Annotated in this window: 25 protein-coding genes; 12 read left to right on the top strand and 13 right to left on the bottom strand. The window is 68.5% G+C overall.

Annotation, left to right across the window (positions count from 1 at the left end; genetic code table 11):
• Window positions 1-47: 47 nt before the first annotated feature.
• The gene (locus tag ACZ5IK_RS12485; RefSeq protein WP_465487793.1) at window positions 48-836 is read left to right on the top strand and encodes a crotonase/enoyl-CoA hydratase family protein; all 789 of its coding nucleotides are present in this window, start codon (window positions 48-50) and stop codon (window positions 834-836) included.
• Window positions 837-846: 10 nt separating this feature from the next.
• Here the strand turns inward: ACZ5IK_RS12485 and ACZ5IK_RS12480 are convergent, their stop codons facing one another.
• A complete protein-coding gene (locus ACZ5IK_RS12480; protein ID WP_465487792.1) occupies window positions 847-2,406 on the bottom strand; it encodes an acyl-CoA synthetase in 1,560 nt (519 codons plus the stop codon).
• A gap of 98 nt (window positions 2,407-2,504) precedes the next feature.
• On the opposite strand from ACZ5IK_RS12480, the gene ACZ5IK_RS12475 reads away from it, so the two are divergent.
• Genes ACZ5IK_RS12475 through ACZ5IK_RS12465 form a run of 3 tightly spaced genes read left to right on the top strand, consistent with a single transcriptional unit; the run spans window position 2,505 to window position 5,709 of the window.
• On the top strand, window positions 2,505-3,488 hold the full coding sequence (locus ACZ5IK_RS12475; RefSeq protein ID WP_465487791.1) for a Zn-ribbon domain-containing OB-fold protein: 984 nt from the start codon (window positions 2,505-2,507) through the stop codon (window positions 3,486-3,488).
• Between the two features lie 8 nt (window positions 3,489-3,496).
• A complete protein-coding gene (locus ACZ5IK_RS12470) occupies window positions 3,497-4,552 on the top strand; it encodes a thiolase domain-containing protein (RefSeq protein ID WP_465487790.1) in 1,056 nt (351 codons plus the stop codon).
• On the top strand, window positions 4,549-5,709 hold the full coding sequence (locus tag ACZ5IK_RS12465; RefSeq protein WP_465487789.1) for a thiolase domain-containing protein: 1,161 nt from the start codon (window positions 4,549-4,551) through the stop codon (window positions 5,707-5,709). The genes ACZ5IK_RS12470 and ACZ5IK_RS12465 overlap by 4 nt, the downstream gene beginning before the upstream one ends.
• Here ACZ5IK_RS12465 and ACZ5IK_RS12460 read toward each other — a convergent pair.
• Genes ACZ5IK_RS12460 through ACZ5IK_RS12450 form a run of 3 tightly spaced genes read right to left on the bottom strand, consistent with a single transcriptional unit; the run spans window position 5,706 to window position 8,841 of the window.
• Window positions 5,706-6,728, bottom strand: a complete 1,023-nt coding sequence (locus ACZ5IK_RS12460) for a YhjD/YihY/BrkB family envelope integrity protein (protein ID WP_101606558.1) — start codon at window positions 6,726-6,728, stop codon at window positions 5,706-5,708. The two genes, ACZ5IK_RS12465 and ACZ5IK_RS12460, sit on opposite strands and share 4 nt — an antisense overlap.
• A gap of 48 nt (window positions 6,729-6,776) precedes the next feature.
• On the bottom strand, window positions 6,777-7,565 hold the full coding sequence (locus ACZ5IK_RS12455; RefSeq protein WP_465487788.1) for a transglutaminase-like domain-containing protein: 789 nt from the start codon (window positions 7,563-7,565) through the stop codon (window positions 6,777-6,779).
• A 49-nt stretch (window positions 7,566-7,614) separates the two neighbouring features.
• On the bottom strand, window positions 7,615-8,841 hold the full coding sequence (locus ACZ5IK_RS12450) for a cytochrome P450 (RefSeq protein WP_465487787.1): 1,227 nt from the start codon (window positions 8,839-8,841) through the stop codon (window positions 7,615-7,617).
• A 244-nt stretch (window positions 8,842-9,085) separates the two neighbouring features.
• Between ACZ5IK_RS12450 and ACZ5IK_RS12445 the strand changes: the two genes are divergently transcribed.
• A complete protein-coding gene (locus ACZ5IK_RS12445) occupies window positions 9,086-10,249 on the top strand; it encodes a steroid 3-ketoacyl-CoA thiolase (protein ID WP_410602102.1) in 1,164 nt (387 codons plus the stop codon).
• A 252-nt stretch (window positions 10,250-10,501) separates the two neighbouring features.
• On the opposite strand, the gene ACZ5IK_RS12440 is transcribed toward ACZ5IK_RS12445, so the two are convergent.
• Window positions 10,502-10,993, bottom strand: coding sequence for a pyridoxamine 5'-phosphate oxidase family protein (locus tag ACZ5IK_RS12440; RefSeq protein WP_465487786.1), 492 nt, complete (start codon window positions 10,991-10,993; stop codon window positions 10,502-10,504).
• Window positions 10,994-11,033: 40 nt separating this feature from the next.
• Window positions 11,034-11,879, bottom strand: coding sequence for an SCO6745 family protein (locus ACZ5IK_RS12435; RefSeq protein ID WP_465487785.1), 846 nt, complete (start codon window positions 11,877-11,879; stop codon window positions 11,034-11,036).
• A gap of 65 nt (window positions 11,880-11,944) precedes the next feature.
• Between ACZ5IK_RS12435 and ACZ5IK_RS12430 the strand changes: the two genes are divergently transcribed.
• Window positions 11,945-12,811, top strand: coding sequence for a GNAT family N-acetyltransferase (locus tag ACZ5IK_RS12430; RefSeq protein WP_465487784.1), 867 nt, complete (start codon window positions 11,945-11,947; stop codon window positions 12,809-12,811).
• Here the strand turns inward: ACZ5IK_RS12430 and ACZ5IK_RS12425 are convergent.
• On the bottom strand, window positions 12,808-13,713 hold the full coding sequence (locus ACZ5IK_RS12425) for an SDR family oxidoreductase (RefSeq protein WP_465487783.1): 906 nt from the start codon (window positions 13,711-13,713) through the stop codon (window positions 12,808-12,810). The genes ACZ5IK_RS12430 and ACZ5IK_RS12425 overlap by 4 nt on opposite strands.
• Complete coding sequence (locus tag ACZ5IK_RS12420) at window positions 13,710-14,507, bottom strand: SDR family oxidoreductase (protein ID WP_410602106.1); 798 nt, start codon at window positions 14,505-14,507, stop codon at window positions 13,710-13,712. Before ACZ5IK_RS12420 ends, ACZ5IK_RS12425 begins: the two co-directional genes overlap by 4 nt.
• 90 nt (window positions 14,508-14,597) lie before the next feature.
• Between ACZ5IK_RS12420 and ACZ5IK_RS12415 the strand changes: the two genes are divergently transcribed.
• From ACZ5IK_RS12415 to ACZ5IK_RS12395, 5 genes are read left to right on the top strand one after another with little or no spacing between them, the layout of a single operon-like run.
• Window positions 14,598-15,347: an enoyl-CoA hydratase family protein gene (locus tag ACZ5IK_RS12415; protein WP_465487782.1), complete on the top strand. Its 750-nt coding sequence runs from the start codon at window positions 14,598-14,600 to the stop codon at window positions 15,345-15,347.
• Window positions 15,347-16,207, top strand: a complete 861-nt coding sequence (locus ACZ5IK_RS12410) for a CoA transferase subunit A (protein WP_465487781.1) — start codon at window positions 15,347-15,349, stop codon at window positions 16,205-16,207. Before ACZ5IK_RS12415 ends, ACZ5IK_RS12410 begins: the two co-directional genes overlap by 1 nt.
• On the top strand, window positions 16,204-16,929 hold the full coding sequence (locus ACZ5IK_RS12405; protein ID WP_465487780.1) for a CoA-transferase subunit beta: 726 nt from the start codon (window positions 16,204-16,206) through the stop codon (window positions 16,927-16,929). Before ACZ5IK_RS12410 ends, ACZ5IK_RS12405 begins: the two co-directional genes overlap by 4 nt.
• On the top strand, window positions 16,926-17,972 hold the full coding sequence (locus ACZ5IK_RS12400; RefSeq protein ID WP_465487779.1) for an NAD(P)H-dependent flavin oxidoreductase: 1,047 nt from the start codon (window positions 16,926-16,928) through the stop codon (window positions 17,970-17,972). Before ACZ5IK_RS12405 ends, ACZ5IK_RS12400 begins: the two co-directional genes overlap by 4 nt.
• Before the next feature lie 31 nt (window positions 17,973-18,003).
• Entirely contained in the window at window positions 18,004-18,795 is a 792-nt protein-coding gene (locus tag ACZ5IK_RS12395; protein ID WP_465487778.1) for an alpha/beta fold hydrolase, read from the top strand.
• Window positions 18,796-18,798: 3 nt separating this feature from the next.
• Here the strand turns inward: ACZ5IK_RS12395 and ACZ5IK_RS12390 are convergent, their stop codons facing one another.
• Complete coding sequence (locus ACZ5IK_RS12390; protein WP_465487777.1) at window positions 18,799-19,275, bottom strand: DUF2000 domain-containing protein; 477 nt, start codon at window positions 19,273-19,275, stop codon at window positions 18,799-18,801.
• Between the two features lie 103 nt (window positions 19,276-19,378).
• On the opposite strand from ACZ5IK_RS12390, the gene ACZ5IK_RS12385 reads away from it, so the two are divergent.
• Window positions 19,379-19,846 carry an Lrp/AsnC family transcriptional regulator gene (locus ACZ5IK_RS12385; RefSeq protein WP_101606544.1) on the top strand — a complete coding sequence of 156 codons (468 nt, stop codon included), beginning with the start codon at window positions 19,379-19,381 and terminating at the stop codon, window positions 19,844-19,846.
• Between the two features lie 3 nt (window positions 19,847-19,849).
• Here ACZ5IK_RS12385 and ACZ5IK_RS12380 read toward each other — a convergent pair whose 3' ends face one another.
• The 4 genes from ACZ5IK_RS12380 to ACZ5IK_RS12365 all read right to left on the bottom strand — a co-directional run bounded on the left by ACZ5IK_RS12380 (window position 19,850) and on the right by ACZ5IK_RS12365 (window position 23,494).
• Window positions 19,850-20,407 (bottom strand): sugar O-acetyltransferase, encoded by a 558-nt coding sequence (locus ACZ5IK_RS12380; protein WP_410602112.1) that lies wholly within the window; start codon window positions 20,405-20,407, stop codon window positions 19,850-19,852.
• A gap of 330 nt (window positions 20,408-20,737) precedes the next feature.
• Complete coding sequence (locus ACZ5IK_RS12375; RefSeq protein ID WP_465487776.1) at window positions 20,738-22,021, bottom strand: DUF1996 domain-containing protein; 1,284 nt, start codon at window positions 22,019-22,021, stop codon at window positions 20,738-20,740.
• A 208-nt stretch (window positions 22,022-22,229) separates the two neighbouring features.
• On the bottom strand, window positions 22,230-22,976 hold the full coding sequence (locus tag ACZ5IK_RS12370) for an anti-sigma factor family protein (protein ID WP_465487775.1): 747 nt from the start codon (window positions 22,974-22,976) through the stop codon (window positions 22,230-22,232).
• Window positions 22,973-23,494: a sigma-70 family RNA polymerase sigma factor gene (locus ACZ5IK_RS12365; RefSeq protein ID WP_233224236.1), complete on the bottom strand. Its 522-nt coding sequence runs from the start codon at window positions 23,492-23,494 to the stop codon at window positions 22,973-22,975. Before ACZ5IK_RS12365 ends, ACZ5IK_RS12370 begins: the two co-directional genes overlap by 4 nt.
• Between the last annotated feature and the right edge of the window lie 136 nt (window positions 23,495-23,630).

Here is a 23,630-nt window from a genome sequence, read left to right as displayed (position 1 = left end):
AACATGTTATCGTTCTGGGCAATGGCGGCTATTTCAGTGGAGGACCGGTGAGCGAACCGCACGCGCTGGTGAAGAAGATCGACCACACCCTCGTGGTCACGATGAACCGGCCGGAGGCCCGCAACGCGCTCAGCGGCGAGATGCTCGGGATCATGGTCGAGGCGTGGAACCGGGTCGACGAGGACGACGACGTCCGGTGCTGCGTGCTCACCGGCGCGGGCGGCGCGTTCTGCGCGGGCGCGGACCTCAAGTCGATGTCGAAGAACTCGCCGAGCGACTCGTTCGAGAAGGGCACGTTCGACCCCAGCCGGATCGAGGGCCTGCTCAAGGGGCGGCGGCTGACGAAACCGTTGATCGCGGCCGTCGAAGGCCCGGCGATCGCGGGCGGGACGGAGATCCTGCAGGGCACGGACCTGCGCGTCGCGGGCGAGAGCGCGAAGTTCGGCGTGTCCGAGGCGCGGTGGAGCCTGTTCCCGATGGGCGGTTCGGCCGTCCGGCTCCCCCGTCAGATCCCGTACACCGTCGCCGCCGACCTGCTGCTGACCGGACGCCACATCACCGCCGCCGAGGCGCTGGAGATCGGCCTGATCGGGCACGTCGTCCCGGACGGGAAGGCACTGGACAAGGCCATGGAGCTGGCGGGCCTGATCGCCGCGAACGGGCCGCTCGCGGTCCGCGCGATCCTCAAGACCCTGCGCGACACCGAGGGCATGCACGAGGAAGAGGCCTTCAAGCTCGACGCCCAGTACGGCATCGCGGTCTTCGCGAGCGAAGACGCGAAGGAAGGCCCCCGCGCCTTCGCCGAGAAGCGCAAGCCCGTCTTCCGGGGTCGCTAGACGCCCGGTGTCAGGGGGCGCGGTGGCCCTCCCAGTAGGGGTCGCGGAGCTTGCGCTTGTAGAGCTTCCCGTTCGGGTCGCGCGGGAGTTCTGGCAAGTAGTCGACCGAACGCGGGAGCTTGAACTTCGCCAGCCGGGCGGCGGCGTACTCGAAGATCTCCGCGGTCAGCTCTTCGGAGGGTTCGACACCGTCCGCGGGCTGCACGACGGCCTTGATCGCCTCGCCCCAGTCCTCGTGCGGGACGCCGAACACCGCGACGTCGGCGATCTTCGGGTGCATCACCAGTTCGCCCTCGATCTCCGCCGGGTAGATGTTGACCCCGCCCGAGATGATCAGATCCGCCTTGCGGTCGTGCAGGAAGAGATAGCCGTCGTCGTCGAGATGCCCGACGTCGCCGAGCGTGAACAGGTCCCCGACCCGCGCTTTGTCCGTCTTCGCCCGGTCTTTGTGGTACTCGAACTTCGAGTCGCCCATCTTCATGTACACGGTGCCGGTCTCGCCGGCGGGCAGTTCCGTGCCTTCGTCGTCGAGGATCTTGATCGTCGACCCCGGCCACGGCAGCCCCACCGAGCCCGGCTTCTTCAGCCATTCCTCACCCGAGATCGCCGTTCCGCCGCCTTCGGTGGCCGCGTAGTACTCGGTGACGACCGGCCCCCACCAGTCGAGCATCCGGCGTTTGACCTCCAGCGGGCACGGCGCGGCGCCGTGGATCATCACGCGCAGCGAACTCAGGTCGTGGGCCGCGCGGACGTCGTCCGGCAGCCCGAGCAGGCGGCGGAACTGCGTCGGGACCATGTGGCTGTGCGTGACGCGGTGCCGCTCGATCAGCCGCAGCATGTCTTCGGCGTCCCAGCGGTCCATCAGTACCGCCGTATGGCCCAGCTGCAGGGAAATCGCGACGAAGTTGAGCACCGCGGTGTGGTAGAGCGGCGACCCGCACAGGTGCACGTGGTCGTCGTGCGGCGCCAGCCCGAAGATCCCGAAGAACCACGTCGACGCGCCGGGAACGGAGTCCGGGTCCGCACCGGACAGCGGCCGCCGGACACCCTTGGGCCGTCCTGTGGTCCCGGACGTGTAGAGCATCGGCGAGCCCGCCGTACGCCGCTCCGGACGTCCGTCGCCTTCGCCTGAACCCAGTTCCTCGATCCGCCGGAATCCCGGGACGTCACCGACGGCGAACCGTCCGCGTTCGGGGACCCCCGCCTCGTCGGCGGCGGCGATCGCGACGTCGGCGAACCGTTCGTGCGCGAGGAACGCCTTGGCACCACTGTCGGAAAGGATGTAGGCGACCTCCGGCCCGACCAGGTGCCAGTTGACCACCACGATGTACAGACCGGACTGGATGGCGGCGAAATAGGCCGCCACGAGTTCGTCGCCGTTGGGCTGCAGGACGACGATCACGTCCCCGGCCTCGAGCCCGAGGGCCTGCAAGCCCCGGGCGTACGCGTTCGCTTTCGCGGCCAGGTCGCCGTAGCCGATCGAGCGGCCATCCGGATCGACGAGCGCGACCCGCTCCGGCTCCTGCGCGGCGATGTTCCAGACCCCAAGTGTCCCCGTAGCAGTCGACATACGCGCAAATCTAGAACGCGTTCCACTCAAGAGCAACCGCCAGCAAGGCCCAGAAGGCCGATCTTGCCGGAATTTCGAGAACGTGTTTCACTCAGACTGTGAGCGCACCTGAACTCCCGCTGTCGGCCCCGCTCAACGTGGGCTTCGACTACACGCGTTCGGTCGGCCCGGTACTCGGCCGGTTCGTCGACGCCCTGCGCGAGCGCCGTGTCGAAGGCGTCCGGGGCAGCGACGGCCGCGTCCACGTGCCGCCACTGGAATACGACCCCGTGACCGCCGAGGCGCTGTCCGAGTTCGTACCGGTCGCCTCCGAGGGCGAGATCGTGTCCTGGTCCTGGATCGCCGAACCGCTCGACGGCCAGCCGTTGTCGCGGCCGTTCGCGTGGGCGCTGGTCAAGCTCGACGGCGCGGACACCTCGATCTTGCACGCCGTCGACGCGGGCAGCCCTGAAAGCGTCCACACCGGACAGCGCGTGCGCATCCGGTGGGCGGAGGAGACCGTCGGCCATATCCGGGACATCGCCTACTTCGTCCCCGCCGACGGCCCCGACACCGAGCCCACCGAGGCGCCACCACCGGTCGCGAAACGCGAGGAAGGCGCGCCCGTCAGCGTGGTGATCACACCGATCCACCTGCGCTACGAGCATTCCGCGTCGCCGGAGGAAAGCCGCTACCTGCGCGGGCTCGCCGAAGGCAAGCTGATCGGCCAGCGCTGCCCGTCGTGCGAGAAGGTCTACATCCCGCCGCGCGGCGCCTGCCCCACCGACGGTGTCCCGACCACCGACGAGGTCGAGCTGCCCGACACCGGCATCGTCACCACGTTCTGCATCGTGAACGTGCCGTTCCTCGGCCAGAAGATCAAACCGCCGTACGTGGCGGCGTACATCCTGCTCGACGGCGCGGACATCGCGTTCCTGCACCTCGTCCTCGGCTGCGACGCCGCCGACGTCCGGATGGGCATGCGCGTGCGCGCCGCCTGGAAACCCCGGGACGCATGGTGGACGTCGCTGGAGAACATCGGCCATTTCGCACCGACCGGCGAACCCGACGCGCCGTACGAATCCTTCGCCCACCATCTGTGAGGACCACCGTGCCAGATGTAGCAGTCGTGGGCTTCGCGCAGGCCCCCAACGTCCGCAGCACCCCGGGCACCACCAATGGCGTGGAAATGCTGGTGCCGATCTTCGCCGAGGTCTTCGAGCGAACCGGTCTGTCCAAAAAGGACATCGGGTTCTGGTGCTCGGGCTCTTCGGACTACCTCGCGGGCCGCGCCTTCTCGTTCATCGCGGCCGTCGACGCCATCGGCGCCTTCCCGCCGATCCACGAATCCCACGTCGAGATGGACGCCGCCTGGGCGCTGTACGAGGCGTGGCTCAAGATCCGAATGGGCGAGGTCGAAACGGCGCTCGTCTACGGCTTCGGCAAATCGTCGGCCGGTCAGCTGCGGCGCGTGCTGGCGCTGCAGATGGACCCGTACGTCGTCGCGCCGCTGTGGCCGGACTCGGTGAGCGTCGCCGGGATCCAGGCCAGGTTGGGGCTCGAAGCGGGACTGTGGTCCGAAAAGGACCTCGCCGAGGTCGCCGCGCGCAGTCGCGCCGACGCCGCCTCGAACCCCGCCGCACAGTTCTCCGGAACGGTCGAGGTCGCCGACCTCCTCGACGCCCCGTACTTCGCGGATCCCTTGCGCGCCCATGACATCGCCCCGGTCACCGACGGCGCGGCCGTTCTCGTGCTCGCCTCGGCGGAGCGGGCGGCGGACCTCGTCGACAGCCCCGCGATGATCACCGGGATCGAGCACCGGGTCGACTCCCCCTCGCTCGGCGTGCGGGACCTCACCCGGTCACCGTCCACCGCGGCCGCCGGCCGGGCGCTCGACCTCGACGGCGTCGAACTCGCCGAACTGCACGCGCCGTTCACCCATCAGGAATTGATCCTGCGCGACGCGCTCGGCCTCGGCGAGCAGGTGCGGATCAACCCTTCCGGCGGCGTGCTGACCGGCAACCCGATGTTCTCGGCGGGGCTGGCGCGGATCGGCGAGGCGGCGAACCGCATCCTCGACGGCAGCGCGCGCAAAACCCTCGCCCACGCGACCAGCGGCCCCGTCCTCCAGCAGAACCTGGTCGCCACCTTGGAGGTCCTCTCGTGAAGCACCTCGCGGCCGTACTGGGCACCGGCCAGACCCACCACAAGGCCAAGCGCACCGACGTCTCCATGCCGGGCCTGCTCCGGGAGGCCATCGACCGGGCGATGCTCGACGCGCAGACCGGCTGGGACGACATCGACGCCGTCGTCCTCGGCAAGGCGCCGGACTTGTTCGAGGGCGTGATGATGCCCGAACTGTTCCTCGCCGACTCGCTCGGCGCGAACGGGAAACCGTTGCTGCGTGTGCACACCGCGGGTTCGGTCGGCGGCTCGACCGCGCTCGTGGCGGCGTCGCTGGTGCAGGCGGGAGTGCACAAGCGGGTCCTCACGGTGGCCTTCGAGAAGCAATCCGAGTCGAACGCGATGTGGGGCCTGTCGATCCTGCCGCCGTTCCAGATGCCGGTGGGCGCCGGCGCGGGCGGCTACTTCGCGCCGCACGTGCGCTCCTACATCCGGCGCTCCGGCGCGCCCGATCACATCGGCGCGATCGTGGCGGCCAAGGACCGGCGCAACGGCGCCCTGAATCCGTACGCGCATTTGCGGCAGCCGGACATCACCGTGGAATCGGTGCAGGCCTCGCAGATGTTGTGGGACCCGATCCGCTACGACGAAACCTGCCCGTCTTCGGACGGCGCCTGCGCGATGGTGATCGGTGACGAGGCCGCGGGCGACGCCGTTCCCGGTGGCGCGGCGTGGATCCACGCGACCGCGATGCGCACCGAACCGACCACGTTCGCCGGCCGCGATCAGGTCAACCCGCAGGCGGGGCGCGACGCGGCCGCCGCGTTGTGGCGCGACGCGGGTATTACCGATCCACTGTCCGAAGTGGACACAGCGGAGATCTACGTGCCGTTCTCGTGGTTCGAGCCGATGTGGCTGGAGAACCTGGGGTTCACCGACGAGGGTCAGGGATGGAAGCTCACCGAGGCGGGCGAAACCGCGCTCGGCGGGCGGTTGCCGGTCAACCCGTCGGGCGGCGTGCTGTCGTCGAACCCGATCGGCGCGTCCGGGATGCTCCGGTTCTCCGAGGCGGCCAAGCAGGTGATGGGCCGCGCCGGGGACTACCAGGTCGACGGCGCGCGCGTCGCGCTCGGGCACGCGTACGGCGGCGGTTCCCAGTTCTTCTCGATGTGGGTGGTGGGGTCGGCCAAGCCGAGCTAGCCGCGGCGGCGGGGCCGGAGGCGTTGCGCGGCGAGCGTCGCGACCACCCCGGTCACCGCGCCCACCAGCACCGGTTTGAGGCCGTGCCGATCGGCGGGCGCCACCACCGGCCGGACCACCACGGGCGGCGGCGGCCGGACCGGGTCGGCGGGCGCGTCCCGCGCGGTCGCCGTCCAGGCCGTGACGAACACCAGCATCCTGGCCACGAGCGAGATGAAGAAGATGAGACCGATGATGGAGCCGAACGCGACCCCGGTCGGCGAGTTCCCGATCAACCGCAGGTAGATCCCACCGGCCTGCTTCAGCAGTTCGAAGCCCAGTGCCAGCGCGACCGCGCCGCGCATCGCGCTGCGGACCCCGACCGGTTTCCGCGGCAGCCGGGTGAGCACCCACAGGAACACGAGCCAGTTGGCCAGCAGTGCCAAGGGAATCGAGATCGCCGACAGCACGTTGTGCCCCCAGGCGGTGTCGTCCACCCCGGCCAGCCCCAGCAGGTAGCGGCCGAGCGCGGACCCGGAAATGGTGATCGCGAAGGAGACCAGCAGCGCGCTCGCGAGACCGAGCAGCGCGAGCAGGTCCGCGGCGATCGTGCGCAGCAGCGGGAGATCCGACCGGTTCTGGCCCCACAGCGCGGTGAGCGCGTCCCGCAGCGAGTTCATCCAGTTCCAGCCGGAGTACAAGCCGATGATCAGACCGATGAGCCCGACGCTGGTGCGCTGGTCCACGAAGCGGGTGAGCAGATCCCCCGCCTGTTCACCGAGGCCACCCGGCAGCGTGCCGGTGATCGCGTTCAGCATCGACTCGATCAGCTGCGGCTGGCTCGCCAGCACGAAGCCCGCCACCGACACCGCGACCATGAGGATGGGCACCAGCGAGAACAGGCTGAAGTAGGTGATCGACGCGACGTAGTGGTAACCGCCGTACTCGACATAGCGGTTCACCGCCCGCGCCACGTGGTCCAGCCAGCGGTAGCGGGCACGCAGCCGCTTCCATTTCGTCGGTGCTTGCTTCTCCCTCACACGCCAATGTCTACCCCAGCGAGGTCACGGCTCGTGGGCAACACGCGATCAAGCGAGCGCGATCAGCTCCGAGCCGTCGTCCTCGGGCAGCGACGGGCCCGCGGTGGCCAGCACGGTGTTGCCGAGAAAGTCCAGCTCACAGCCGAGGGTGGAGAGGAAGGCGGTGTCGGTGGCGTCCCGCCCGGTCGCGATCCGGCTCAGGCTCTGCCTCGGCGCGAGACCGGTGGCGTCGAACACGTACCAGCGGTCGTCGATCGCGGCCTCGAACACGGCGTGGAAGTCCATTGGGGACAGTCCTGGCGCGTAGACCGCGGTGAACCGGGCGGGGATGTCGATCACCCGGCACAGCGAGATGCAGACGTGCGCGAAGTCGCGGCACACCCCTTCGCCCGCGAGGTAGGTGTCGACGGCGTCGTCGGTCGGCGAACCGGAACCGACCACATAGGACAGGTGCTCCCCCACGTGCCGGACGATCGCCTCGACCTGGGTGCGCGCGTCGGGCAGGTGGCCGAACCTCGACAGCGCGAGCCCGCCCATCCGGTCCGAGGGGCAGTACCGGCTCGGCCGGGTGTAGCGGACGAGGTCGTCCAGGGTGACGGGCTCCGCGTCGGCGGGACGGAGCGCGCGTTCGGCCCGGTAGCGCACAACGTGTTCGCCGAGCGGCAGGTCGAGGATCTGTGCCCGGGTCCCGTGTTCGAACGCGACCTGGCGCGGCGGCGCGGGATAGGCGAACTCCTCCTGCTCGGCCCCGCCGGCGAGCGCGACCACGAACGCGGCGGGGCCGGGTTTCGTGACCCGGAAGGACATTTCGACGTCGACCTGCACGTGGGGACCCATGGCCCCATGGTGCCCCACGGCGCCGGTCCGGGCCGATCAGGCCGTTTGATCAGGCATAGCGGACCTGGTAGTGCTTGATCCCGTTGAGCCAGCTCGACCGGAGCCTGTCGGGCTGGGCCACTTCGCTGATATCCGGCATGACGTCGGCGATGGCGTTGAAGATCAAGTCGATTTCCAGGCGCGCGAGGTTGGCGCCGATGCAGTAGTGCGAACCCGTGCCGCCGAAGCCGACGTGCGGGTTGTCCTCGCGGAGGATGTCGAATTTCTCCGGCTCGTCGAAGTGGTCCGGGTCGAAGTTCGCGGAGCTGTAGAACATCCCGACCCGGTCGCCCTTGCGGATGTGCTGCCCGCCGAGTTCGGTGTCGCGGGTCGCGGTGCGCTGGAAGGCGACCACCGGGGTGGCCCAGCGGACGATCTCGTCCGGCGCGGTCTTCGGCCGCTCCTTCTTGTACAGCTCCCACTGATCGGGGTGGTCCAGGAACGCCTTCATCCCATGGGTGATCGCGTTGCGTGTCGTCTCGTTGCCCGCGACGGCGAGCAGGATGACGAAGAAGCCGAATTCGTCCGAGGCCAGCGATTCACCGTCGACGTCGGCCTGGATCAGCTTCGTGACGATGTCGTCCATCGGGCACTTGCGGCGTTCTTCGGCCATGTTCCAGGCGTAGCCGACGATCTCCGCCGACGCGGCGAGCGGCTCGACCTCGTACTCGGGGTCGTCGTAGGAGACCATCTGGTTGGACCAGTCGAAGACCTTCATCCGGTCTTCCTGCGGGATGCCGATCAGTTCGGCGATGGCCTGCAAGGGAAGTTCGCAGGCGACGTCGACGACGAAGTCCCCGGAGCCCTTCTTCTTGGCCTCGCTGACGATCTTCTCCGCGCGATCGCGCAAAGTGTCCTCGAGTTTCGAAATCGACCTCGGCGTGAAGCCCTTCGACACGATGCGCCGCAGCTTGGTGTGCTGCGGGGCGTCCATGTTGAGCAGGACCAGACGGTTCGCTTCGAGGCTGTCGTCGGTCATGTTCTCGTCGAAGCGGATGATCGCGGTCTTCTCCCGCGAGGAGAACAGCTCGCTGTCCCTCGACACCGCTTTGACGTCCTCGAGCCGGCTGACGACCCAGTAGCCGTCATCACGGAAGCCCGCGGTGTTGTGCGGCTGCGGGTTCCACCAGACCGGCGCCGTCCGGCGGAGTTCGGCGAACTCCTCCAGAGGCAGTCTGGTGGCGTACAGATCCGGATCGGTGAAATCGAAACCGGCGGGGATCAGCGGAGCGGCCACGGGCTACCTCCTACGCGGTTCGCCAATGAAACACGTTCTAGACCCGATTGAAGCATACGGCGTTTACCAAGTGAAGACCTTTTAGTGAAACCTGTTAACTCGACCGAGCCGACATGAGGAAGCGCGGCGAGAAGCGGGAACTGCGACCAGTGATCAAAAACCAGTCGACCCTGGGACGGCTTGCTCAAATCGAGAACGTGTTCTACTTTTTCGGTAGTGAACAGTGTTTCCCCAGGAGGCGAACGTGGGTAGTCCGGTGATCGTCGAGGCGGTCCGCACCCCTGTCGGCAAGCGCAGGGGTCACCTGGCGGGGCTGCATGCCGCCGAGATCCTCGGCGCGGCGCAGCGCGCCCTGCTCGAACGCGCGGGGCTGGACCCCGCGCTGGTCGAGCAGGCGATCGGCGGCGCGGTGACCCAGGCGGGCGAGCAGGCGGGCAACGTCACGCGGACGGCGTGGCTGCACGCCGGCCTCCCCGAGACCACCGGCGCGACCACCATCGACGCCCAATGCGGCTCGGCGCAGCAGGCGACCCATCTGATCGCCGGGCTCATCGCGGCCGGGGCGATCGACGCCGGTGTTTCTTGCGGCGTCGAGGCGATGAGCCGGGTACCGCTGGGCGCGAACCGCGGCGAGGGCATCGGCACCCCGCGGCCGGAGTCCTGGTCGATCGACATGCCGAACCAGTACGGCGCCGCCGAGCGGATCGCGGAACGCCGCGGCATCACCCGCCACGACGTCGACCGGTTCGGGACGGCGTCACAGGCCAAGGCCGCCGCCGCGTGGGCCGCCGGGCACTTCGACCGCGAGGTCGTCGCGGTGAAGGCACCCGTGCTCGGCGAGGACGGCTCCCCCACCGGCGAGACCCGGCTGGTGACCCGCGATCAAGGCCTGCGCGACACGACCGTCGAAGGCCTCGCCAAGCTCAAGCCCGTCCTCGAAGGCGGCGTGCACACGGCAGGGACGTCTTCGCAGATCTCCGACGGCGCGGCCGCGCTCCTCCTGATGGACTCGGACCGGGCCCGGGCACTGGGCCTCAAGCCGCGAGCGCGGATCGTCTCGCAGGCCTTGGTCGGCGCGGAACCGTACTACCACCTCGACGGTCCCGTGCAGGCGACCGAACGCGTCCTGGCCAAAGCGGGGATGACGATCGGCGACCTCGACCTCTTCGAAGTCAACGAGGCCTTCGCTTCAGTTGTGCTGTCATGGCAACGGGTGCACCGGCCCGACGAGGACAAGGTCAACGTGAACGGTGGCGCGATCGCGCTCGGGCATCCCGTCGGCAGCACCGGCGCCCGCCTGCTGACCACGGCGCTGCACGAACTGGAACGCCGCGACGCGAGCACCGCCCTGGTGACGATGTGTGCCGGCGGCGCGCTTTCCACCGGCACCATCATCGAGCGGATCTAGCGCCGCCGTGGGGCTTCGGTACAGGGGGTCGTGAGTGGCAAAGCGGGAGATAAATAGAACGACACTTTCCGGTTGAGGCAGTGAGCATCCCGCACGTGACAGGACCGGTCACGACCGACTGTGTGGATTTCTGGTCATCCAACGCCCCGAAATCCACACAGTCGACGTCCTCGGCCCGGCGTCGCACAGGGTCACTGAACCGACCGCGAACGCGCCACTATGCCTTACCCGCCAAGGGAACCACCTCACCGCTCACGCCTGGTCCCGCGCGACCTCGACCACCGGACCGTTGTCCGGCCTCGCGAGCCGTTTGCTCCCCTGGCCCTCCTTCCAGAAGTCGAAATAGATGGTGTTGCCCTCGACCCAGGTCAGCACCACCTCGGTGAGGTCGAGCCGGAAGACGTGGGCCTCGCCGTCGTCACCCTGCAGGCGGGCGACCTCCGCCGGATCGGTGATCTCGACGGCCTTGCCCGACACCTTCGCGTCCGCGCCGCCCTCGTCGATCGCCGAGGCGGCGTGGATCGCGAACCTGCCGTCACGCCGCAGATCCTTCGCCTTCATCGCGTTGATCATCGAACCGATCAGCAGGTCCTGCTCACGGAAATCGACTTCACTGCCACTGACCCGGGGCGAGCCGTCCTTCCGGACCGTCGCCAGCACATGCGTTTTCTTCGCGGTGAACCGCTCTTTGATCTTCTCCGCCAGCGCGGGGGCCTCTTCACTGAATCGCTGCCACGTCGCCATGGGGAACAGCGTCCCACCGGGGTCCGACAGTTTCGAGCGGTCAGGGCCTGGGTGCCCCCATCGGGTTCGGCAGCGGGATCGCACCGGCGTCGAAGACACGGCGGCTGAGCGGCACGGCGATCCGCAGGACCTCGGCGGCACCGTCCTCACCCAACGCGTCGAGAGGACCGGTGGCGAGGCGATCGGTCTCGTCCTCGATCCGTTGGCGCAGCGCGATTCCCGAGTCGGTGAGCCGCAGATCGCCGTCGAGGACGCCCCGCTCACGAAGCAGCGCGACACTCTCATCCCAGTCTTCGTCGGACCAGCCGCGGTTGCCCTGGATGACCTCGCGCGTCACCGCCCCGCTGCCGATGTGGGTCAGTGTGGTGTCGAGCCCGCGCAGCCCGGCGGCGACGGCGGAAAGCACGTGACCGTCCCCGCGATGCTCGCGCAACACCGTCGCCGCGAGCCAGACCCTCCCGGCGGGCGTGGCGGGCCGGGCGACCGCCGACCAGGCGGCGGCGAGTGGCCTTGCCGCGTAATCGCATCCGGTGACGGCTTGTTCGAGCAGGTCGGCGAGTTCCCCCCAAGGCGCGTCTGCGGGCAGGATCCGGCCCAGCGCGACCTCGACGGCGTCCATCCGGCTCTGGAGCACCACCGCCGGCTCGGCGTATTTCCACGCGTCGGGCAGGGATCGCGCCACCATGCGGGGCGCGAATCCGAAGAGCATCGCCGTCACGGGTGGTTCCGGCAGTGGCCCGAGTGGCGCCACGCGCCCGGCGAAATAACCCATCCACCAGCCGGGCAGGCCCACCGCCTTAGCCGCGGCCGCCGTCTCCGGGGCGAAGTAGACGACGGCGTGCAGTGGCTCGACCGCTTCCCAGAGACGGCGCTGAAGTGACGTCACGTCCCCATCTTGGCCTCGCCGAAAACCGGATGCGACTCTTCGCGGCGTGGTGTGTGATCACCGGCATGGCGATCATCGTGGAGAAGCCGGGAGTCGACGGGCTGGGCGAGGCCGTGGCCGCGCTGCGGGACTGGCAGTCCGAAGGGGTGGCATGGCAGCTGCATCCCGGTGACCTCGGCTGGTTCTGGCGCTCCGGGGCGGAGGCCACGGCCGCGGCGGTCCGGATCTGGCGCCGGGACGGGCGGATTCTCGCCGTCGGGCTCCTGGACGGGGCCGACCTCCTGCGCGTGACGACCGCGCCCGATGTCCGCCGGGACGAGGAACTGGCGCGGCGGATGGCCGAAGACGTGATCGCGCCGGAACGCGGTGTGCTGCCGCCGGGAGAGGTGGCCGTCGAGGCGCCGATGGACGCTCTGCTCCAGGATCTGCTGCCCGGGCACGGCTGGCGCACCGGCGAACCGTGGACGCCGCTGAGCCGCGATCTCGCCGAGCCGGTGAAGGCCCCGGATCTGCGGATCGAGACGATCGGACCGGACAACTGCCACGTATGGGCCGACGTGATGCGAGGAGCGTTCGACGGCTCGACGTTCACTCCCGAGAAGTGGCGCGCGATGGCGACCGGTGCACCGTACGCCGACTCCCGGTACCTGGTCGGGTACGACGAGCGGGGCGACGCCGTCGCGGCGGTCGCCGTGTGGTCCGCGGGCGCGGGAAAGCCCGGGATCCTCGAGCCGATGGGGGTGCACCGGGACCATCGCGGCCACGGGTACGGCAAGGCGATCACCCTCGCCGCGGCGGCCGCGCTCCAGGAGCTCGGCTCGTCGAGTGCGGCCCTGGGCACGCCGAGTTCGAATGTCGCCGCCGTCGCGACCTACAAGTCGGCCGGGTTCCACGCGCGGCCCGAGGTCCGGGACCTGACCCGGGACGCCTAAGCCCCATAAACAGGTTCAGGGACCGGGGCCTCCGCCAGCAACTCCGTCACGACGGGGCCGAGTTCGGCCGGTGCCCACCGGGTTCCCTTGTCCCGCACCGTCCCGTGCCGCCAGCCCTGCGCGATCGAGACGCGTCCGCCGTCGACCTCGAACACCCGGCCGGTCACCCCGGACGACTCCTCGCTGCCGAGCCACACCACCAGCGGTGACACGTTTTCCGGGGCCATGGCGTCGAAACCGGCCTCCGGCGCGGCCATGTCGTCGGCGAACGCCTCTTCGGTCATCCGAGTGCGGGCGGCCGGGGCGATCGCGTTCACGGTCACCCCGTAGCGCCCGAATTCGGTGGCCGCGACCAGCGTGAGGCCCAGGATCCCGGACTTCGCGGCCGCGTAGTTCCCCTGTCCGACGCTGCCGAGCAAACCCGCGCCGGAACTGGTGTTGATCACCCGCGCGGTCCGCGTCCGGCCCGCCTTCGACTCCGCCCGCCAGTATTCGGCGGCGTGCCGCGTCGGCGCGAAATGCCCCTTCAGGTGGACCCGGATGACCGCGTCCCATTCGTCCTCACCGAGGTTGACCAGCATCCGGTCGCGCAGGAAACCCGCGTTGTTGACCAGGACGTCCAGCCCGCCGAAGGTTTCGACGGCGGTCCTCACCAGTGCCGCGGCGCCGTCCCAGGAAGCGATGTCGTCGGTGTTCGCGACCGCCTTGCCGCCGAGCGCCTCGATCTCGTCGACGACGTCCTGCGCCGGCCCCGCCGACCCGCCGCTGCCGTCGATCCCGGCGCCGAGGTCGTTCACCACCACCCGCGCGCCCTCGGCGGCGAACGCGAGCGCGTGTGCCCGTCCGATGCCGCGACCGGCACCGGTCACCACCACGATCCGGCCGTCGGCGATCCCGCTCACACCGGCTCCTTTCGTTCTTTGACCATCGAATTGGACGCGGCGAGGAAGGCAGGAACCTCTCCCCCGCCGTGCACGGTCAGGCAGGCACCGCTGACATAGGAGGCCAGTGGGGACGCCAGGAACACCGCGCAGGAACCGATCTCGTCGGGTTCGGCCAACCGTCCTAACGGGACTGTCGCGCCCACGGCCTCGATCCCGGCTTCGTCGCCGTAATGCAGATGCGAGTGCTCCGTCCGCACCATGCCGACGTCGAGCGCGTTGACCCGCACCTTCGGCGCCCACTCGACGGCGAGCGTCGCGGTCAGGTTGTCGAGGCCCGCTTTCGCCGCGCCGTAGGACGCCGTCCCCGGCGACGGTCTCGTCGCGCTGACACTGCTGATGTTCACGATGACGCCGCCGCTTTCCTGGCGCTGCATGATCGCGTTCGCCGCGCGGGCGACGGTCAACGGCGCCAGCAGGTTCAGCGCGACGATCTTCTCGTGGAACCGCGGCGACGCGTTCGCCACCTCGGCGAACGGCGCGCCGCCCGCGTTGTTGACCACGACGTCGAGCCTGCCGTGACGCCGGAAGATCTCCTCGAAGAGCGCGTCGACCTCGCCCGCGTCGCGGACGTCGCACGAAATGAACGTCGACGCCCTGTCTCCGGCGCGGACCGGGTGTTCGGGTTCGGTGCGGGCGCAGGTGACGACTTCGGCTCCCGCACGCAGGAAAGTCCTGGTGACACCGGCGCCGACGCCGCGTACGCCGCCGGTCACCAGCACCACGGCGCCGTCGAGCCGGAGTTCGAGTGCCATACCTGGCCTCCTTCACGCTCGCTGTACCTGGGCCGGACGCCCTGCTAACGTACCAAGCAAGTGCTAGGTTTGGTAGCGGAAGGGTGCACGATGAGCGTTTCCACCCACTCACCGGAGCCCGGCATCGCCGTGGTCACGGTCGACGCGCCCCCGGTGAACGCGCTGAGCGTGAAGGGCTGGTTCGCCCTCGCCTCCGCCGTCACCGGCGCCGGGCGCGATCCCGCGACCCACGTCGTGGTGCTGCGCGCGGAAGGCCGCGGGTTCAACGCGGGCGTCGACATCAAGGAGATCCAGCGCGATCCGGGGTACGGCGCGCTGATCGGCGCGAACGAGGGCTGCGCGGCGGCGTTCTCCGCCGTGTACGACTGCGCGGTCCCGGTGATCGCCGCGGTGCAGGGCTTCTGCCTCGGCGGCGGGGTCGGCCTGGTCGGCAACGCGGACGTCGTGGTCGCCAGCGAGGACGCGACCTTCGGGCTCCCCGAGGTCGATCGCGGCGCACTCGGCGCGGCGACGCATCTCGCGCGGCTGGTCCCCCAGCATCTGATGCGGGCGTTGTACTACACGGCCTCGACGATCACCGCGGACCAGTTGCATCACCACGGTTCGGTCTACGCCGTGGTCTCACGGGAAGAGCTCGACGAGACCGCGCTCGGCCTGGCGAGGCAGATCGCGGCGAAGGACACTCGCGTGATCCGCGCGGCGAAACAGGCCATCAACGGCATCGACGTCCAGCCCGTGCATCGCAGCTATCGCTTCGAGCAGGGATTCACCTTCGAACTCAACCTGGCGGGCGTGTCCGACGGCGCGCGCCAGGAGTTCTTGGACGGTAAGGGGAAGTGATGGCCGACAAGCGGATGACGCCGGACGAGATCGTCGGCGAACTCGAAGACGGCATGACGATCGGGATCGGCGGCTGGGGCTCCCGGCGCAAGCCCATGGCGCTGGTGCGCGCGATCCTGCGCTCACCGCTCAAGGATCTCACCGTGGTCTCCTACGGCGGCCCGGACGTCGGGCTGCTGGCGTCGGCGGGCAAGCTCAAGCACCTCGTCTTCGGCTTCGTCACCCTGGACACGATCCCTTACGACCCGTGGTTCTCCCGGGCGCGGGAATCCGGGACGATCACCGTCACCGAGTACGACGAAGGCGTCTTCGGGACCGGTCTTTCCTCCGCCGCGCAACGGCTTCCGTTCCTGCCGACGCGCGCGGGCCTCGGTTCCGGCGTGATGGACCTGAACCCGTCGCTGCGCACCGTCCGGTCCCCGTACGACGACGCCGAAGAACTGCTGGCCGTGCCCGCGATCGAGCTCGACGCGGCCCTCGTCCACCTGAACCGCGCCGACGCCCGGGGCAACGCGCAGTACCTCGGGCCGGATCCGTACTTCGACGAACTGTTCGCGCTCGCCGCCGACAAGTGTTACGTGTCCACGGAAAAGATCGTTGAGACGGCCGAGCTCGCCGAAGCGGGGCCGGTGCAAAGCCTGCTGCTGAGCCGGATGCTCGTCACCGGGGTCGCCGAAACGCCGAACGGCGCGCACTTCACCACCGCCGTCCCGGACTACGGACGCGACGAACGCTTCCAGCGTCACTACGCCGAAGCGGCCAAGGATCTCGACGCGTGGCCCGGTTTCGTGGACCGGTTCCTGTCGGGGGACGAAGCGAAGTACCAGAAGGCCGTCGCCGAATTCGGGGAGTCCGCATGAGTGACGCAACGCGCGCCGAGATCGCCGTCGTGGCCTGCGCCGAATTGTTCCGCGGCGACGGCGAGATCGTGGTGAGCCCCATGGGTTTCATCCCTTCGCTGGGCGCGAGGCTCGCCAGGCTGACCTTCGAACCGGACATCCTGCTCTCCGACGGCGAGGCGTACCTGATGACCCCCGAAGCCGTCGTCGAAGGCTGGCAACCGTTCCGCAAGGTCCTCGACACCGTGGTGCCGCGCGGAAAACGCCATGTGGTGATGGGCGCCAACCAGATCGACGGTGAGGGCAACCAGAACATTTCGGCGATCGGTGACCATTCCCAGCCGAAGAAACAACTTCTCGGCGTGCGCGGCGGGCCGGGCAACACGGCCAACCACCGCACGAGCTACTGGGTTCCGAGGCACAGCAAGCGGGTCTTCGTCGATCAGGTCGACATCGTGTCCGGCGTCGGTTACGCCAGGGCACGCGAGGCGGGTATGCGCTATCACGACGTCCATCACGTCGTCACCAACCTCGGCGTCCTGGACTTCGGCGGCGAGGACCACGCGCCGAGACTGCTTTCCGTGCATCCGGGGGTTTCCGTGGACGAGGTCGTCGAGGCGACGTCGTTCCCGCTGATCACCGACGGTGTCACGGAATCCCGGCTGCCGACCGAGTCCGAGCTGCTCCTGATCCGGACCAGCCTCGACCCGAAATCCCAGCGGGACAAGGAAGTCCCGTCGTGAAGACCGCGCTGACCGAACTGGCCGGGATCCGGCATCCGGTCGTGCAGACCGGGATGGGCTGGGTCGCCGGGCCGCGGCTGGTGTCCGCGACGGCGGAAGCGGGCGGCCTCGGCATCCTCGCGTCCGCGACGATGACCTACGACGAACTGGCGGCGGCGATCAAGGAGGTCAAGAGCCGCACGTCAAAGCCGTTCGGCGTCAACCTCCGCGCGGACGCCGAAGACGCCCAGCGCCGCGTCGAACTGCTCATCGGCGAGGAGGTCCGGGTCGCCTCCTTCGCGCTCGCGCCGAAGAAGGACATGATCGCGCGGCTCAAGGACAACGGCGTCCTCGTCGTCCCGTCGGTCGGCGCCGCCAGGCACGCGGAGAAGGTCGCGGACTGGGGCGCCGACGCCGTCATCGTGCAGGGCGGCGAGGGTGGCGGGCACACCGGCGGCGTCGCGACGACCCTGCTGCTGCCCTCGGTTCTGGACGCCGTCGACATCCCGGTCGTCGCGGCGGGCGGCTTCTTCGACGGCCGGGGGCTGGCCGCCGCGCTCGCGTACGGGGCGGCAGGCGTCGCCATGGGCACCCGGTTCCTCCTCACCCAGGAGAGCACCGTCCCCGACGAGATCAAGCAGGCGTACCTCGCCCGTGACCTCAACGGCACCGTCGTCACCCGCAAGGTGGACGGGATGCCGCACCGAGTCCTCCGGACGGATCTGGTCGACGCGCTCGAGTCCGCCGGTCCGGTGAGCGGGCTCGCGCGCGCCGCCCGCAACGCCGCGAAGTTCCGGAAGCTGAGCGGGCTGTCGTGGCGCTCGCTGGCCACCGAAGGACTGCGGATGAAACGCGGCGGCGACCGGACGTGGTCGCAGGTCCTGATGGCCGCCAACACGCCGATGTTGCTGCGCGCCGGGCTGGTCGAGGGCGACCGGAGCGCCGGGGTACTGGCGTCCGGGCAGGTCGTCGGCCTGCTGGACGACCTGCCCGCGGTCGGCGAGCTGATCGAGACGATCGTGGCCGAGGCCGACGGCGTCCTGAAGCGACTGGCCTCCGGATGAGCGGGCGAGCGCGCTGTGCTTGACTTCGGCCATGATCTCGGAGAGTCGTTGTCCGGTCGAGGACGGTGAGCTGTACGTCCGCAGCACCGGCGAAGGGCCGCTTCTGCTCCTGATCGCCGGTGGGCTGGGTTCGGCGGACACCTTCCGGGCGATGACGAAGCTGCTCGCCGACGACTACACCGTCGTCACCTACGACCGGCGCGGTCACTTCCGCAGTACCGACACCAGCACCGGCCCGGTCAGCGTGCCAAAGCAGGCCGAAGACGCCTACGCCGTCCTTCAGCACGTCGGCGGCGGGCCCGCGAGCGTGTTCGGGACCAGCGCGGGCGCCCTGATCGGCCTCGACCTCGTCGCCCGTCACCCGGAGGCGGCGACCACGCTGGTCGCCCACGAACCTCCCGCCATCCAGCTGCTCCCGGACGCGCTCGGCTGGCTCGACGAGGCCAATGCTCAGGTCCGGCTCGCGCAGGCGGGCGATCTGATGGGCGCGTTCAAGCGGTTCACCGACGGGATCGCCGGAGCCGCGCTGCCCGAACTGCGCGCGATCCGGCTGCCGAACGAGGAGGACTGGAAGCGGCTGTTCGGCCGCGAACTGTCCGAAATCCTCGACTACCTTCCCGATCTGCGAGCGTTGCGGCGGGCCCGGACCGAGATCTTCCCGGTCGCGGGGGTCGGCAGCCGGGGTCACTACCACTACCACCCCGCGAAGATCCTCGCGCTGGAACTGGGGCTGCCGTTCACGGAGGTGCCCGGGGCGCATCTGGCGCCGCAACGGAATCCGGTCCAGTTCACCGAAGCGCTGCGGGACCTCCTCGAGGGCTGAAGGTCACGCCATCAGGGGCAGCTTGCCGACCAGTTTGTCGATCCGGTTGCGCGGCCCGACGATGCCGATCGCGCAGAAGTCCATCTCTTCGGTCGGGATCTCCTTCATCGTCGCGAGGAAGTCGGCGTAGACCCGGATCTGCTGGGCGACCGCAGGCATGTCCGCGACGTGGCACCCCGGTGAGGCCGCGGCCTTGGCACGGATGGCCCGCAGCTTCCCGGCGTCGGCCGACAGCACCGAGCAGCCGACCCACGGCAGGCCGGTGTAGTGCTCGCCGCCGGCGTCGACCGCTTCCTCACCCAGGAGACCGGCCACGGCCCTCGTGGTGGCGACGGCGGTGCAGACCGCCGCGTTGACCGCGCGCCCGGGCGGCAGCTCGCTGTTGACCACGATGACCCACTTCAACCTGGCGGAGCGGGTGGACGCGGTGGGATCGATCTCGTCGGGGGCGAACCCGATGGCCGTACCGTACTCGGACATTCAGCTGGTCTCCTGCTCACATCAACGGATGAACAACGCCAAGCTAAGAGGACATACGAGTACAGTCCACCGTATTCGTACTTAATACGGTGAAAGGTCCGAGATGGCACGACTGGACGAACTTGATCAGGCGATCCTGGCGCAACTGCAGTCGGACGCACGGAAGACCAACCGCGAAGTGGCCGCCGCGGTGGGTGTTTCGCCGACCACCGCGCTGGACCGCACCCGCGGCCTTCGCGAACGCGGCGTGATCCGCGGCGCGCTGCTGGACGTCGATCTGCCGTCGATCGGCCGCGGGGTGCAGGCGCTCATCGCGGTGCGGGTGCGCCCGCCCTCGCGACGGAACATCGAGAACTTCCGGAACTTCGTCAACGCGCTGCCCGACATCGTCGGCCTCTACGTGACCACCGGGACCGAGGACTTCATCCTGCATGTGGCCGTCCCCGACAACGACAGCCTCTACGCCTTCGTGATCGACAAACTGACCGAACGCCCCGAGGTGGCCGACGTGCGCACTTCCATGGTCTTCGAGCACATCAGGCGCACCCGGATCACGCCTTCCGGCAAGTGAGCCTCAGAGCTCCCGGATGACCCGTGCCGGGTTACCCGCCGCGAACACCTTCGACGGCAGGTCCCGCGTGACGACGCTGCCCGCGCCCACCACGGTGTCGTCCCCGACGGTGACACCGGCGCACACGATGACGCCACCGCCGAACCACACGTTGTTCCCGATGGTGATCGGCGCGGCCGACTCCCAGCGCTGCCGCCGCAGCTCGTGGTCCTCCATCGGATGCAGCGCCGTCAGCAGCTGACAGCGCGGCCCGATCGAGCAGTCCGAACCGATCTTGATCGGGGCACAGTCGAGCAGGATGGCGTCGTAGTTGAGGAAACTGTTGGCGCCGATCTCGATCAGATAGCCGTAGTCGCACTGGAACCGCGGCATGATCCAGGAACTCTCGCCGAGTTTTCCCAGTAGTTCCCGCAGAATCGTGTCCCGCTCACCGGTCTCCTCGGCACCTGTCCCGTTGAAACGGTCGACGAGCGCCTGCGCGCGCCTGCGGTCCGCGACCAGCTCAGGGTCGTTGTCCCGGTACAGCTCACCGCGCAGCATGCGGTCCTTTTGCTCACCCATGCCGTCAACCTACCGAAAAACCCTGCCGGCGAGCTTCCCTCGGGAAGCCGCCGGCAGGGCGGGTGAATGCTTGCGGAGCATTCTTCAGTTGTGTCGATCGGTTTCCGAGTAGGGCCGGCCCGGCGGGTGGGTGAGGTGTAGGGGGGACCCGCCGGGCCGGAGTTTTTTCCTCCTGTTCGCCGATTCTCGGAAATCTCTGGTGGAGTTGTGAGGTAAACGATAACCCCGAACGGCGACGATTGCCATGGTGACCTGGATCACTATTTAAGTGGAAACCGTTGGGGCGCAACAAAGTTCTACAAGTATTAAGTACATTGTGGACTCATTGAGTCATTCGCGGCACTTGCGGCCCTCGTTGACGCAGCCGACGAGGCGATCCATGATCTGGTTCGACATCACGTTCGCGAAATCGTCATGGTCGGAGAAGGGGTTATGGTCCTCCTCCGGGAACGAGTCCACTTTGTACTGCCCGTTGACCTGGATCTCCCGGGGGATCCTGTAGGTCAGCGAGATGGTGAGCTCCGGGACGGCGGTCAGGCCGTTCGCGCACTCGCCGTTCTCGTCGGGATACTTGATGTGGTCCCGGTGGTTCTCGCTGTCGATGTTGTTGCCGTCGAGACAGCTCGGGAACGTGTGCACCCGCTTGACGTCACTGCCTTCGGGGCAGATCGGGTACTGCTTGATGACACGATCCTCGAAGCCGGTGCAGGTCCAGCTTTCCCGCGCGTTGGCTGGCCCGTTCGTGGTGACCTTCGCGTCACCGTAAAGGATGCGGAGGAACTTCGGCATCTCCTTCACCTTCTCCTGGGCGTTGCCCTTGAAGGTGATGTCGACGACCGCGGGACGCTGGATCTCACCGTCGTTGCCGGCGAGTTCGTTGTCCGCGTTCGGCGCGTCCAGTTCGGCCTGATCCTGATTGTTGTTCTGGTTTTGGTTCTGGTTGTCGTTGTTGTTGTTGTTCTGGTTCTGATTGTCGTTCTGGTCGCGGCCTTGCCGGTCGCCGCCCTGGTCCTGCTGACGGTTCCGGTCACCGTTCTGATCGCGATCGCCTTGCGGCTGGCCGCCACCGCCGGAGTTGCGGTCGGCCTGACGCTGCTGGTCCCGGCCACCCTGGTTCTGATCGCCACCGTTCTGGTTCTGGCCGTTCTGCTGCCGCTCGCCTTCCTCTTCGGTGTCGATCCGCACCACCGGCCAGAAGTACGCCGATTCGTCACCGTTCCGGCAGGTGGTCCCGGCGCCCAGCAGGCTGTTGTTGTTCGAATCCGCGTTGGTGGAAAGGTTTCCGACGTAGTCGTGCAAGTGCTGGGCGCCGTTGCGGATACCCGGCTGCGCGATGAAGTTGTCGGGATTGAAATGCCCGTTCTCGTTCTTGCCGCAGTCGACGGTGAACGAGCCCGTGGACGCGTTCCGGCCCTGCTCCGGCTTGTCGACGTTCGGCTGCACCTTGGTGATGTCCACGAACTGCGACTTGTCCACCTCGTCCGCGGAGGCCTTGTCGGAGTCGCCGGTCGTGGTGGACACCACCAGTCCACCGACCGCGATCGACAGGCCCAGCAACGCGGTCGCGATCTTGGTCCTGCGGGCGATACGATGGCGCCCTTGATTTCGTGCCATTGACTTGCTCACCTCATTCGTTTCCGGGCACACAAAAGAATCACTCGCACCCAGGCATGAGTCACGCATTTGTCGAATACGCCGATTACCGAATTCGCGGCGAACCTTCTGTTCGCCCGCCGAGGGAGATCCGGCTACTGAGAGATACGGTTCCGGCCGGGAGCCGGTTCAAAACGCGACCCCGCCGTTATCTTTCCGTTATAAAAACTTACCGGCGCACGATGGCCAGCACGGTGCCGTCCTGCTTGTGGACCTCGAAGCGTTCGATGTCGGCCTTCTGCAACGCCGTCGAACCGGTGATGACGAGGGGGTCCGGGGAACCGGGAACGCCGTAGCCCTTGGACGGCACACTCCAGTTGTTGACGACGTAGGCCTCTCCGCCATGGGAGTAGGCGAAGAGCTGGCAGGTCATCGGGCCGGTGAGGCCGCGCAGTTCGAGTTCGACCGCGCTGCCCCACTCCTTCTCCTGGACCGTGACCTCGGCGGCGACCGCGTTGCCCGCCTCGGACCAGCCGAACGGGGCGGCGCCGCCGTCCGGGCCGGGCTCCCTGGTCGGCGACAACGGCACCACCGACGTGACGACGGTGGGCGCCGCCTGCGTGATGACCGGTTCACGGTCGGTGAGCGAAAAGACGGTGAGCGGTCCGCCGACGACGAGCACGAGTACGGCGGCGGCCGTCGCGAGCCGGACGACCTTGCGACGGCGGCCCGCCTTGGCGGCGTCCGCGAGCAGCATCCGCAGCACCCGCGGCCCGGGGCCCTTCACGGGCGGATCCGGCCAGCTCTTCTTGACCATGTCCAGGATGTCGGGCAGGTGGTACATCTCCACCAGCTCGACCTGGCACTCGGGACACTCCAGCAGGTGCGCCTCGAACCTGGCGTGATCCTCCTCGCCGAGAACGCCCAGGACGTAGGCGGCGATATCCGTGTGCGGCGCTCCGGACACCTCGCTCACCCCCGCTCCTGCAACGCCCTGCGCAGCGCGCGCACAGCGTGGTGGATCCGCGATTTCACCGTACCGGGCGGAACCCCGAGCGTCGCCGCGACCTCGTTCACGGTGCGGTCACGCAGGTAGGTCTGCTGGACGGCTTCACGTTGTTCCGGGGAAAGATTGCGCAGGGCCTCGTAAACGATCATGGCCGCGAGCGTCTTCTCCGATTCGTCCGGCACTCCGATCGAATCCGACTCGAGTTCCTCCACCTCTTGAGGGCGGGCGCTCCGGCTCCGCCAGCCGTCGATGACGATGCGCCTGGCCACGGTGAAGAGCCAGGCACGCAGCATTTCCGGCTGCCGGTCGAGTTTGCCGGCGTTGCGCCACGCCTTGATGAGCGTCTCCTGGACCACGTCCTCGGCCCACTGGCGATCGTGGCCGGTCAACTTCAGCACGAACGCCATCAGGCTCGATCCGAACTCCTGGTACAACGCCCTGATGAGGTCGTCATGCCCGTTCGAAGCGGGTTCATGATCGACCATTGGCTGCAGTATCCGAGAGTGGCGTCCCACGCGGCACATCTTTGTGGGATCAGGGGCGATAAGTCCAGTACCAAAACCGTTCCCGCCCGGTTCTGCCGCAGGTGAAAGTTTTTTGAACCGTTCCCGACTCGTGACC

Source organism: Amycolatopsis sp. NPDC031561, from assembly GCF_055580625.1.
Note: the sequence above shows the minus strand (reverse complement) of the source record. Positions and strands in the feature narration are given on the sequence as shown.

Excerpts from the sequence above, each read along its gene's own strand:
- ACZ5IK_RS12455 (WP_465487788.1), bottom strand. The coding sequence starts at position 7,565 with ATGGGTCCCCACGTGCAGGTCGACGTCGAAATGTCCTTCCGGGTCACG.
- ACZ5IK_RS12440 (WP_465487786.1), bottom strand. The coding sequence starts at position 10,993 with ATGGCGACGTGGCAGCGATTCAGTGAAGAGGCCCCCGCGCTGGCGGAG.
- ACZ5IK_RS12395 (WP_465487778.1), top strand. The coding sequence starts at position 18,004 with ATGATCTCGGAGAGTCGTTGTCCGGTCGAGGACGGTGAGCTGTACGTC.
- ACZ5IK_RS12430 (WP_465487784.1), top strand. The coding sequence starts at position 11,945 with ATGGCGATCATCGTGGAGAAGCCGGGAGTCGACGGGCTGGGCGAGGCC.
- ACZ5IK_RS12420 (WP_410602106.1), bottom strand. The coding sequence starts at position 14,507 with ATGGCACTCGAACTCCGGCTCGACGGCGCCGTGGTGCTGGTGACCGGC.
- ACZ5IK_RS12385 (WP_101606544.1), top strand. The coding sequence starts at position 19,379 with ATGGCACGACTGGACGAACTTGATCAGGCGATCCTGGCGCAACTGCAG.
- ACZ5IK_RS12375 (WP_465487776.1), bottom strand. The coding sequence starts at position 22,021 with ATGGCACGAAATCAAGGGCGCCATCGTATCGCCCGCAGGACCAAGATC.
- ACZ5IK_RS12415 (WP_465487782.1), top strand. The coding sequence starts at position 14,598 with ATGAGCGTTTCCACCCACTCACCGGAGCCCGGCATCGCCGTGGTCACG.
- ACZ5IK_RS12410 (WP_465487781.1), top strand. The coding sequence starts at position 15,347 with ATGGCCGACAAGCGGATGACGCCGGACGAGATCGTCGGCGAACTCGAA.
- ACZ5IK_RS12480 (WP_465487792.1), bottom strand. The coding sequence starts at position 2,406 with ATGTCGACTGCTACGGGGACACTTGGGGTCTGGAACATCGCCGCGCAG.
- ACZ5IK_RS12380 (WP_410602112.1), bottom strand. The coding sequence starts at position 20,407 with ATGGGTGAGCAAAAGGACCGCATGCTGCGCGGTGAGCTGTACCGGGAC.
- ACZ5IK_RS12390 (WP_465487777.1), bottom strand. The coding sequence starts at position 19,275 with ATGTCCGAGTACGGTACGGCCATCGGGTTCGCCCCCGACGAGATCGAT.
- ACZ5IK_RS12405 (WP_465487780.1), top strand. The coding sequence starts at position 16,204 with ATGAGTGACGCAACGCGCGCCGAGATCGCCGTCGTGGCCTGCGCCGAA.
- ACZ5IK_RS12365 (WP_233224236.1), bottom strand. The coding sequence starts at position 23,494 with ATGGTCGATCATGAACCCGCTTCGAACGGGCATGACGACCTCATCAGG.